The sequence below is a fragment of the Candidatus Margulisiibacteriota bacterium genome, assembly GCA_018822365.1.
In the GTDB taxonomy this organism is placed as follows: Bacteria; Margulisbacteria; WOR-1; order O2-12-FULL-45-9; family XYB2-FULL-48-7; genus XYB2-FULL-45-9.
On sequence record JAHJKL010000031.1, the window covers coordinates 1 to 10056 of the forward strand.

The 10056-nt window shown below is 51.7% G+C and carries 11 protein-coding genes; 2 read left to right on the plus strand and 9 right to left on the minus strand.

The window, feature by feature from the left end; all coding sequences use genetic code 11:
* Positions 1-134: 134 nt before the first annotated feature.
* The 3 genes from KKF06_02135 to KKF06_02145 are packed head-to-tail and all read right to left on the minus strand — an operon-like array spanning position 135 to position 3562.
* Positions 135-986, minus strand: coding sequence for a deoxyribonuclease IV (locus tag KKF06_02135; protein MBU1616566.1), 852 nt, complete (start codon positions 984-986; stop codon positions 135-137).
* Between the two features lie 9 nt (positions 987-995).
* Entirely contained in the window at positions 996-2216 is a 1221-nt protein-coding gene (locus KKF06_02140; protein MBU1616567.1) for a protein phosphatase 2C domain-containing protein, read from the minus strand.
* A 38-nt stretch (positions 2217-2254) separates the two neighbouring features.
* Entirely contained in the window at positions 2255-3562 is a 1308-nt protein-coding gene (locus KKF06_02145) for a replication-associated recombination protein A (GenBank protein MBU1616568.1), read from the minus strand.
* Positions 3563-3608: 46 nt separating this feature from the next.
* On the opposite strand from KKF06_02145, the gene KKF06_02150 reads away from it, so the two are divergent.
* Both KKF06_02150 and KKF06_02155 read left to right on the plus strand, forming a co-directional pair.
* On the plus strand, positions 3609-4523 hold the full coding sequence (locus KKF06_02150; GenBank protein MBU1616569.1) for a hypothetical protein: 915 nt from the start codon (positions 3609-3611) through the stop codon (positions 4521-4523).
* Positions 4524-4575: 52 nt separating this feature from the next.
* Entirely contained in the window at positions 4576-5802 is a 1227-nt protein-coding gene (locus KKF06_02155; GenBank protein ID MBU1616570.1) for a HAMP domain-containing histidine kinase, read from the plus strand.
* Here KKF06_02155 and KKF06_02160 read toward each other — a convergent pair whose 3' ends face one another.
* From KKF06_02160 to KKF06_02185, 6 genes are all read right to left on the minus strand, one after another.
* A complete protein-coding gene (locus KKF06_02160) occupies positions 5803-6207 on the minus strand; it encodes a protease inhibitor I42 family protein (protein ID MBU1616571.1) in 405 nt (134 codons plus the stop codon).
* 47 nt (positions 6208-6254) lie between these two features.
* Positions 6255-6506, minus strand: a complete 252-nt coding sequence (locus tag KKF06_02165; GenBank protein MBU1616572.1) for a DUF4342 domain-containing protein — start codon at positions 6504-6506, stop codon at positions 6255-6257.
* Between the two features lie 66 nt (positions 6507-6572).
* Complete coding sequence (locus KKF06_02170) at positions 6573-7247, minus strand: hypothetical protein (protein MBU1616573.1); 675 nt, start codon at positions 7245-7247, stop codon at positions 6573-6575.
* 63 nt (positions 7248-7310) lie between these two features.
* Positions 7311-7757 carry a hypothetical protein gene (locus KKF06_02175; GenBank protein ID MBU1616574.1) on the minus strand — a complete coding sequence of 149 codons (447 nt, stop codon included), beginning with the start codon at positions 7755-7757 and terminating at the stop codon, positions 7311-7313.
* A gap of 17 nt (positions 7758-7774) precedes the next feature.
* The gene (locus tag KKF06_02180; protein MBU1616575.1) at positions 7775-8662 is read right to left on the minus strand and encodes a hypothetical protein; all 888 of its coding nucleotides are present in this window, start codon (positions 8660-8662) and stop codon (positions 7775-7777) included.
* Positions 8663-8666: 4 nt separating this feature from the next.
* The coding region (locus tag KKF06_02185) for a right-handed parallel beta-helix repeat-containing protein (GenBank protein ID MBU1616576.1) at positions 8667-10056 on the minus strand (1390 nt) is incomplete at its 5' end.

Sequence of the window (10056 nt, forward strand, 5' to 3'; positions counted from 1 at the left end):
CATTATGGCCTTTTTGGTGGATGCTAAGAGCGATCCTGGCAATTTGCTCGGGGGTTTTGCCGGGAGAGTAGATCACTTCCGGGAAACCTTTGCGGTTTATTCTGTGGTGATCAACCTTGGCAAAGCCAAGATCGTCATACTTTTTCATCAATCAGCCCTCGCAAGATCTTAATATTTTCGAAATCTTCTTTCATTTCCGGTCCTTTGGGTGTTTCCAGGACCATTGGTAAATTTTCAAAGCGTTTGTCATTCATCAGAAAGCGAAATGGCTCAAGTCCCAATTCTCCCCGGCCGATGTGTTCGTGACGATCAAGCTTTGATCCTAATCCTTTAAGGCTATCGTTTAGATGGAAAGCAATAAGTTTGTCCAGCCCGATCGTTCGGTCAAATTCTTCCCAGGTTGCCCGATAGCCAGCGGGGGTCTTTAGGTCATAACCGGCGGCGAATGAGTGACAGGTGTCAAAACAGACCGCCAACCGTTCCGGTTCTTTGATTCCGGAGAGGATCTCTGCCAGGTGGGCAAATTTATAGCCAAGATTTGTTCCCTGGCCGGCGGTCGTCTCCAGGGCGATTTTTACTTGAAAGCCTTTAGTTTGTTTGATCAATTCATTAAGATGCTTAATCACCAAGCCTATGCCTTGGCCTTCGCCTTTTCCCAGGTGCGAGCCCGGGTGGAGGACTATAAATGGCAAGCCGAGCGCTTCACAGCGTTCCAGTTCATCTATCATTGAATTGTGTGATTTCTCAAGGTTGTCCGAGAGGGGAGTGGCCAGGTTGATCAAATAACCGGCGTGGGCAAAGACGAAGATCCCGCTTTGTTTGCGGGCTGTTTTAAATCGTTCAATCTCCTGGCCGCTTAATGGCTTGCCGGCCCATTGGTTGTTGTTTTTTACAAAGATCTGGATCGCGGCGCAGCCAATCGAGAGGCCCCGTTCAATGGCCTTATCAACTCCGCCGGCGATCGACATATGGGCGCCAAGTAACATATGTTGATATTATAGCTTAATTGCCGCAATGGTTAAATTGTCGCTGAATTTGGGCCCAAAGTTATAGAGTTTTAACAATAATTCGGCTGTCGATCCATTTTGGTTATTATCCAGAACAGAAGTAAGCTGTTCAAACTCAAGTTTGTTTAATCCATCGGTCGCTAACAGCAACAGGTCGCCAGGTTGAACCTGAAAATGGTAGCCATATGGGGTAGAGATGATCGGCATGCCGAGATGCTTGTCCAAAATGTACGCTGAGCGAAATTGCGAGGCTAAAAAGGTATAACTGGCGGCCATTTCTCCGCTTAACGGGAAATCCGGCAGTCTGTTGTTCTTGATGATCCAGGCAATGAAGGGTTCCTCGGCTAAGCCGGCCATACTAAATATCACAAAAGACGGACAGAGCATTTTCAGCCACGCCCCCTTTACCCCTTTCCCGTAATCGTTGACCTTCTTTATTTCGGATAGCAATCCCCCGTCGTCGGGGGTTAAGACCGACAACCTTCCTTCCCTGAACAGGTAGGCGCGGGAGTCGCCAACATGGGTGATAGTTGCCTGGTCACCCCGGATAAAAGCGGAAGTCAGCGTTGTTCCAGGCGCAAACAGGGGGTCATCCAATCTTTTTAAGTGGAGATCGGGCTCCCCAAACAGGCTCATGGCGGCGCAGCGGAAAGCATCAGCCGGCACAAACTCGTTCAAGCCATAAGCGGCGGGTGAGGCAAAAACACCGGCCAGGGTCTCTATTGCGACAGCGGACGCGACCTCACCAAGAGGATGGCCTCCTAATCCATCGGCCACAGCCGCCAGGCTGTCATAATTTTTGCGCGCGAGCAGGGCGGCGTCCTGGTTAAGTTGTCTTTTTTCACGGCTGGAAAATAGGGCCGCGTCGCGGAAGCCAAGCGAACGCCCGTCAATTATTTCCTTTTCAGGGCCAAGGAGGAATTGGGTATGCCTGAGGCGGGGCGCGATGCGCTTTGGATAGCTTTCGAGCTCTGCGAGGCGAAACCAGGCCTGCCAGCGCAAAGCTGCGGCATGGTTTTTTGTCCTTAAATTGAACAAACCCATGTTCTCATCGGCGATCGGTGATAGAACGTTGTCTTTCAGGGCCGTTAATCCACGGTGGCCGACCCTCTTCCTGGCGACTGTTCTTTCTACGGAATTAAGCACACTGTTGCCGGCCAGAAAATCAGCCTTTCGGGCGATCCTAATGAGATTCAGGTGAGAAGTCATGGCTATTCTTCCGAGAAAACAAGGGGGGATTTCACTTGTTAATGATCAATTTCTTCCATCCTGGCTTTGATCTTTTTCTCAAAACCGATCTCTTTCGGTTCGTAGTACTTCTTTTTTTCGGCAAGATGCTCCTGTTTGACGTGCCCGCCTTCATAATCGTGGGCATATTTATACCCCTGGCCTTTCCCTCTTTTCTTTTCTTCCTCATAGACCGCGTTCTTAAAGTGGATCGGGACTTCCAGGGTTGGGTTTTCTGCCACGTCCTTGAGCGCGGCATCGATCCCAAGATATGAGGTGTTGCTCTTTGGGGCGGTCGCGATGTAGACGGCCGCCTGCGCGAGGGGGATGCGGGCTTCCGGCATCCCGACGAACTCGGCGACCTGCATGGCCGAGTTGGCGACGACCAGAGCGAGCGGATCGGCGTTGCCGACATCCTCGGCGGCGCAAATGACAATACGCCTGGCGATAAATCGGGGATCTTCGCCGGCATAGATCATTTTAGCCATATAATAGAGTGCGGCATCGGGGTCGCTCCCCCGCATCGATTTGATAAAGGCGGAGATCGTGTCATAGTGCTGGTCCCCTTTTTTGTCGTAGACAACCGCTTTCTTTTGGATCGATTCCTCGGCGACCGCGAGAGTATAATGGATCAGTCCGTCTTTGCCCGGCGGGGTGGAAAGTACGCCGAGCTCCAGGGCGGTCAGGGCTCGTCTGGCATCCCCGTCAGAAAGTTTTGCCAGATGATCAAGGGCGGCTGTTTCCATTTTGATCTTGATCTTACCCAGGCCACGTTCGGTGTCGGTCAGGGAATATTTAACGACTTCTTTAAGTTGATCGGCGGTCAATGGTTTGAGCTCAAAAATATTGGAGCGGGAGACCAGGGCGGAATTGACGTAAAAAAACGGGTTTTCAGTCGTCGCTCCGATCAGGATGAGGTTCCCTTCCTCGACATCGGGGAGAAGGGCATCTTGCTGGAGCTTGTTGAAACGATGGATCTCATCGAGAAAAAGGATCGTCTTGGTCCCGTAATGCTTGATCCTCTCCTTGGATTCCAGGCTGACCCGGCGGATATCTTCGACCTTGGCGACGGTGGCGTTGAGCCACTCAAAATGTCCTTTGGTTGAACTGGCGATCACCCTGGCGATCGCGGTTTTGCCTGTTCCCGGCGGGCCGTAGAGGATGACCGAAGAAACCTTGTCGGTCTCGATCAACCTGCGGAGGAGTTTTCCTTTCCCGAGGATCGGCTCCTGGCCGACGATCTCATCCAGGCCGCGCGGCGCCATCCGGTGGGGGAGCGGCGCGTTCTTTTCCTTGTAGCTCTTGAGATTGGCGTCAAACAGGTCCATAACGGAATTATACTATATTGACAGCCCATTCAGAGGTGATTGTATAATGAAAACAGGCATGCGAAGAACATTGACCATAATATTAATTCTTTTATTCCTTTCGGTGTCGGCTCTTGCGGCGCTGACTCCGCAGGACCAGGCCCGCTTGGAACGGATGAAAAGCCGGATCGTTAACCTGACCCCGGAAGGGCGGCAGGAAATGATCAAGTTCCTGCAATCGCGTTTGTTCAACCTGGAAAATGGGATCGGGATCAGTGAAAAAACGACCAAACAGGAAAGGGGAGAGGAGGTCGAAAGGATAAAAGCGGAACTCGATTTGCTTTACACGATCCCGAAAGCCGAAGCGCCGATTGTTATTGCCGAGGTTACTCCGGAAGTGATCGCCACTCCAGAATCGATCGCGGCGGTCCCAACGCCTGAAACCCCCTCGGTGATCGCCCAGATCATTGAGCCGGAAGAGGTGAAGCCGGTGAGGTTGACGTATGATCCAACCGGTCCTTTGCCGGCTGAATTAAAACATCCGTCCAAGCCGGTGGAAATTGCCGCTTTGCCGCCCAAACAGGAAAAGGCCTGGGCTGGGAAGCTCGCCTTTGCCGGGGGCTATTTTGCCAATCTGGCCGCTCTGAGGGGCGAATGGGAACTGCCATTTAACGATATTATTTTCAGGGTTGGCAGTCTGTATGGATCAGGTTCCGGCAACAGCCACTTAATGGTTTTTGCCGACACATACTACTACCTAAATCCACCGGAGACGGTTGGGATGCGTTCTTATGCCGGGATAGGGGTTAATTATCCACTGGTCACATCTGCCGGTGGCCAGAGATCTCTGGGAGGAGAGCTTCTATACGGCGGCGAAACCCCGCTGGGTGACGGAGAATTGTTCTTTGAATTTGGTTACGGATCGATAAAGGCTGGGACCGAGCAATCCGGGATAACCGCGCTGATCGGCTATCGTTTTTAACTCTACCGCAATTTGCCTGAAATTTTAGCCAATTTAGGCCGATAATTTTAGTATGAAGATCGAAGTTCGACGCGTTAACGGCCAACCAAGCGCCTGGTGGAAACCCCGGGCAGCCGATCACTGGGATAAAAAACTGGGGGCGGGAAACCGTCTGGAGGTTCAGCTCGCCCAGTGGAGCAAATATCCGCTTCAGGCGCTTCAAGCTCTTTTACCCGGCGAACAACCAAAACTTAACGCCGCGGTCAACCGGCTGGAAAGGCGGATCCGCGGGATCGAAAAAACGATGATCGAGCTTTCCCAGATGCCGGACAATTTCCAGCTAAAGGTCAGAAAGGCGAGTCGATTTTATGACCGTCTGATGTCCGGGATCTTCGCTTTTTCCATACTTTCTGCCGCTCTTGACCTGACCACCAGCGACCGCGGCAATCTGGAAAGGGTGGTTTTTAACCTTAGTTTTTTAACCATTCCGGCGATGAGCCTTGGGCATATCCGCAAACGGGCCAGGACAAATGAAATGCTGGCCCTGAAAGCCAAAGAAGAGCTGGTCCCCTTGCTGGCATACCGCCGGATCATTCAGGAATGGGCCGGGGTTTCGCATGACATGAAAAATATTTTGGGCGCGATCTATCTGGCTTCATCGGGCGGAAAAACAGTTTCTTTTGTTAATGAGGCGCAGATCCGGGAGCGATTTGCTATTATTTATGACTCGGCGGTTGAGCTGGGTAAATTAATTGACACAATGAAGCACCTTTTCCGGCCGGTCAAGCTTTCCGAAGAGCCACTGCCTGTGCTGGATCTATTATCTGAGGCGATCTACACTTTTACTCACTTGAAAAACATTGATGAGCGGAGGCTGATCGTGATCATTAATTCCAATCCTGATCGGCCAATGGCCCGGCTTGACCAGTTAAAGTTCAAACAGGCGGTCCTCAACCTGCTGATCAACGCTTTTGACGCGATCCCTGTGCCGTTCCGGGGGGAGATCGAGGTTTCGGCGGAGAACGTCAGGCTCCCGCAGGACCTAGAGACAAGCTTGGGGACGATCCCTTCCGGGGATTATGTCAGGGTGATGGTCCGGGATAACGGGTCTGGTATATCCGAAGAGCTTCTGCCGAAGATCTTTGATTTTGGGGAAACCTCAAAAGGAGAAAAGGGAACAGGGATCGGTTTGACGATCGTCAAAACAGCGGTTGAAGGACATAAAGGATTTATTGATATTGCAACTTCTCAAAAACCTCAAAAAAGCGGAACTAGTTTCTTCTTGTATTTCCCCTGTTGATCATTGCTTGACCAGCAAAGAGATCTTGTACCCTTTTGTTTCATCGGTTTCCGTATCCCATGGGCGGCGATAGTCAAAGACCAGGTCAGCGCTGCCAGGGGCGATCGCGGTAAACGTAAATATGATCTGTCCGGGGGCTCCGACGAGTTTGCTTTTTGAAATAAATTGCGGCGGAGCGGTTTGTTTCAGGATCAAAGGGTTGGTCTTTTTAATTTCCCAGTTATAACCTGTTGTTGGATTGGTTTCAAGTGTAATAATTAAATTGTCGTTAACGTTAAGATGGACTTCTCCTCCATTGTCTTTTTCGTAAAGTTTAATTGTTGACCCGGGCTGAGAAAAAAACGTATAAGCAATAAAAAAGAAGACAAGGGAAAAAATCAAAAGAACGCCAAAACTAAATTTCATATTGAGTTTATTATAGCATAACGACCTATCAAAAAATATTTAGCCTTTTATTTAGGCTCTTTTCTTTCGACCGAAATGGTGCACTCGGTTACCAGGGCGGCTACCGCGCCGACCGCCGCCAGCACCGGGGCCAGGGCCGCGCCGATCACGCCAAAAGTCAGGGGGAAGGAGAAGATCTCGTTTCCGTCCTTTCCTTTAATGGTGATCTGCCTGATATTCCCTTCTTTGACCAGTTCATTGATTTTTTTAAGCAACTGCTCCCCGGAAACTTTAAATTCTTCTTTCATGTTGTCAACCATAACAATTCCCTCCTAAAAAAGGCCCCCGCGTGAACAGCGGGGGCCCATTGGTTTATGCGCTGTAAACTAAATCTTATAAGCGACGCTGGCCGCGATCTCCGAGCCGGTGTAGCTTCCGCCGGCTTGCGGGGTGATCGATTGCATCGTATATTCGATCATGACCGCTCCCTGCATTGACCAGGCGATGGCGGTGCCGATCGTCAGGTCGATTTGGGTGGAGTTTGAATTGGCGGTGCTCACGCTGTTGCTGCGATAAGCGATCGCGCCGTAAGGAACCAGCGGGGCCATGACCTTGCTGACGCCGACGCCAAGCATTATCTGCGAAGCGGTCGAGGTGATATCACCCAAGCCGGTCACCGTGGTCTTATTGTTGAAGGATTTGTATCCGCCGCCGAGCGCGACTGATACGGGGATGTCCGTTCCCTCGTCAATGATGGTGTATTTTAAGCTTGCGCCGTAGCCGGTGGCCGACATGCCGCTGATGCCGACCGGGAGACCTGATGCGGTTGCCGAACCAAGCTGGGCGTAGGCGTCAAGTTTATCGGTGATACCGTAACCAAAATAACCGCCGATTGATCCCAGGCTCATGCCGCTGCTGTTTTGGTAGTTTGAATCGAGAACGTAAGCGCCGGAAAAGGCCATTTTACCCTGGCCCAGAGGATTGGCGGTGACGAGCAGTTCCGCCGAAGCTAACGAGGCGACGCAAAGGGCCAAAACTAAAGTTAATGCGATCTTTTTCATTGGAAACCTCCTAAGAATAGTGGAACCGGAAAGTTTTACTTTCTCTCACCCCCTTTTATAAGGCTATTTCCGTTTAAGACCTACCAGGGAAGCGACCGGCAGTTCCCGGCCGTCCGTCAGGACAATTGTTGGCACCGCAGAACCGCTTACCAGTACTTTGTCGACCGTTCCGGTCGCCTGGACGCCGGTTACTTGGTCGTAATAGATCACTTCTTCACCTAAAAGAGCAGAGGTTTGCTCCAGGGCAGCTAACCGCTGGGTGTCCATGGTCGAAGCTTGGGCTGACGCAGGGGAGCTGGTGTCGTTGATCAACGAAGAAAGGATGTTGGAATCGGAGCTTTTACTGCCGTTATCGTCAGAACTGGTGACCAGGTCGTTAAGCATGGTGTTGAATTTTTGCTGAGAGCTTAAAATGTATTGCTGGTATTCATTTGTCTGGTTCGGTTTGCTGACATTGTCACTGTTGGTGTTTTGGAAAGTTGGTCCGCTGACGCCGTTGATCCCGGTCATATTAATTCCCCCTTAATTTAAGGCCCATCCCAGCCGGCCAGCCTGGCCATGAGCCACCAAAGAGCGACCCCTTTATTATAGCAGTTTTCCTGGCTGGTGTGCGACCATTGATAATTCGGGCCGTCAGTGTTGATGGCCCCATAGTGGGAGTCACGGATAGGAAAAGTATTTCCGCCATATGAATCGGTCGCCTGAGCTCCGCCATACCAGCACTCGATGTCGGCAAAATCGAAAAGGACCTTGTTGTTGCTTCGGCAGTACTCGCGAATTTGCTCATTTCGTTGGTGACGGTTCCAGCCGACTTCGCCGTTGGCGCGGGCGGTCCCGGTCATATAAATAAAAGTAACTTCCGGGAACTCCGCCTCCAGAGCATTGAGCGCGGCCAGGTAACCTGCGACCTGGCTGGCATCCCAGCTGTCCAGTTCAGTGCACCAGGACCACATGGAATATTTAATGTCGGTGTTATTGTTCAGGATGCTTCTGGTTGTATTAAGGCCGGCGGTGGTGGCCCAGTAATCATCGGCAGTTACATAGTCACTGCTTAACTGGCCGTTCCAGATCCGCAAATTGGGAACAGGGTCAGGGGAGCCGCACCATTCAACTTGCGTTGGGTGGGTAGTTGGATTGGCGGCGGCAATATCCTCAACTCCTGTAGTCAGCGAGGTCCCGTCGGAGCGCCGGCAATAGTGGAGGGCCCGGTTATTGGTCCTCACGGTCGTGATCCAGCTGGAAGGAATTCCGGCCAGATTTGTGCAGTTATGATCAATAATGATCGCGCTGGAAGAAGAGGGGAGTGTGGTGCTGGTTGTGGTAGTGGTCGTAGTTGTTGTGGAATTGACTACGGCGCACCCGCCGCAGCCGATGATTAAACAGACCATTAGATAATAATATAGATATTTGATCATGTTCTTATCTTTGATCAGCCCCGATGTCGTATGGGGCGCTTCTGGTTTGCTTGTCTATATCATAAACGACCGAGGAAATCGTTTCCCCGGCTCCAAGGCAGGGGCTGCCGCTGTTTAAGTGATAAGTGCCATCCAGCGACGGATCCCCTTCAGTACTGTCAGTATCTCCGGAAATGTGGGTTTTCCAGCCGGCGAGAGCGCCATTGTATGTGCTGGTAGGCCGCTGGTCTACAAAAACTAGCGCTCCTCCGCCAAGCTTATAATAGCGGTTGTGGCCCATGGCAGGAAACCCGCTGTACGCGTTCATCCCTCCCAGGTCGCTGGAGTAGCGGATGTAGACCCCGTATGAATCCGGGCTGTTGGAAACGGCGATATTGTTTTTAATGACCGCCCCTTCACTGGCCGGCCGCCCGGCGGCCGCATCCCAGTCTTGATAGGTTAAGCCGAAATAGATGGGGCTATGATAAGTGCTGGAAGTGTTGACAATGGTGTTGTTCAGGATTTGAGGGTTCTTAGCCGCGTACATGCCAATCCCAGAATTCTGAATGTTATAGACAATATTATTGCGGGCGATCCCGTTAATGTTCTCAAAATAGCCGGGATTAGCGGTCAGGTCGAAATATTCGGGGCTGGTATCAAAGCCGAGCAGGATCCCGGCGCCGCCGCAATCATGGACCGTGTTCCGTTCGGCGATGCAGTCGGTCGCGCCTCCCTTGAAATATAGGCCGTTAGTGGCAATGTCGTGAATTTTGCAATCGGCGACTTGCATACGGTCCCCATTAACGTTGTCGATCCCTTCGGCGTTGCTGCTATCGCGAACACCTGAATTGTAAATTTCGCAGTTAATTATTTTAATATCATCGCAATTGGGAGTAACTTTGACGCAGTCGCGGCCGCTGTCGTGGATTATGCATGCTTCGATCGTCACGCTGGAAACGCCGCTCCGGTCGGCCCCTCCCCAGTCCCACATGGTCTCAAACTTGACCGCGTAGTAATAGCCGCCAATGATCTCCAGCCGGTGGAGTTTTCCGCCGCTGGAAGACCAGCCGGTGTCGAGGTTGAACCTGACGGTCTGGTTGATAGAGCTGTCGCTGGTCGAGGTTTGCAGGACCGCCCATTCATCATTCTTGGAACGGATGGTGATATTGTCGGTCCGGATATTAAGGCTTTCGTTGTAAGTGCCGCCGCGTAAAACAATAATGCTTCCAGAAGTGGCGATGTTGTCCAAAACGTGCTGGATGGTCCGGTAGGGGTTGCCGATCGACCCGTTGCCGGTCGAATCATTGCCGGAGGTGGAAACGTAGATCCCGACCGCGTCGTCATAGGAGCTGTCCGCCGGATAAGTTTCGCTGACTGGGAGAGTGGTCGTGGTAGTGCTGGCGCTGTTGACTTGA

Coding starts and splice junctions, on each gene's coding strand:
- KKF06_02135 (MBU1616566.1), bottom strand. CDS start 986: ATGTTACTTGGCGCCCATATGTCGATCGCCGGCGGAGTTGATAAGGCC.
- KKF06_02140 (MBU1616567.1), bottom strand. CDS start 2,216: ATGACTTCTCACCTGAATCTCATTAGGATCGCCCGAAAGGCTGATTTT.
- KKF06_02145 (MBU1616568.1), bottom strand. CDS start 3,562: ATGGACCTGTTTGACGCCAATCTCAAGAGCTACAAGGAAAAGAACGCG.
- KKF06_02150 (MBU1616569.1), top strand. CDS start 3,609: ATGAAAACAGGCATGCGAAGAACATTGACCATAATATTAATTCTTTTA.
- KKF06_02155 (MBU1616570.1), top strand. CDS start 4,576: ATGAAGATCGAAGTTCGACGCGTTAACGGCCAACCAAGCGCCTGGTGG.
- KKF06_02160 (MBU1616571.1), bottom strand. CDS start 6,207: ATGAAATTTAGTTTTGGCGTTCTTTTGATTTTTTCCCTTGTCTTCTTT.
- KKF06_02165 (MBU1616572.1), bottom strand. CDS start 6,506: ATGGTTGACAACATGAAAGAAGAATTTAAAGTTTCCGGGGAGCAGTTG.
- KKF06_02170 (MBU1616573.1), bottom strand. CDS start 7,247: ATGAAAAAGATCGCATTAACTTTAGTTTTGGCCCTTTGCGTCGCCTCG.
- KKF06_02175 (MBU1616574.1), bottom strand. CDS start 7,757: ATGACCGGGATCAACGGCGTCAGCGGACCAACTTTCCAAAACACCAAC.
- KKF06_02180 (MBU1616575.1), bottom strand. CDS start 8,662: ATGATCAAATATCTATATTATTATCTAATGGTCTGTTTAATCATCGGC.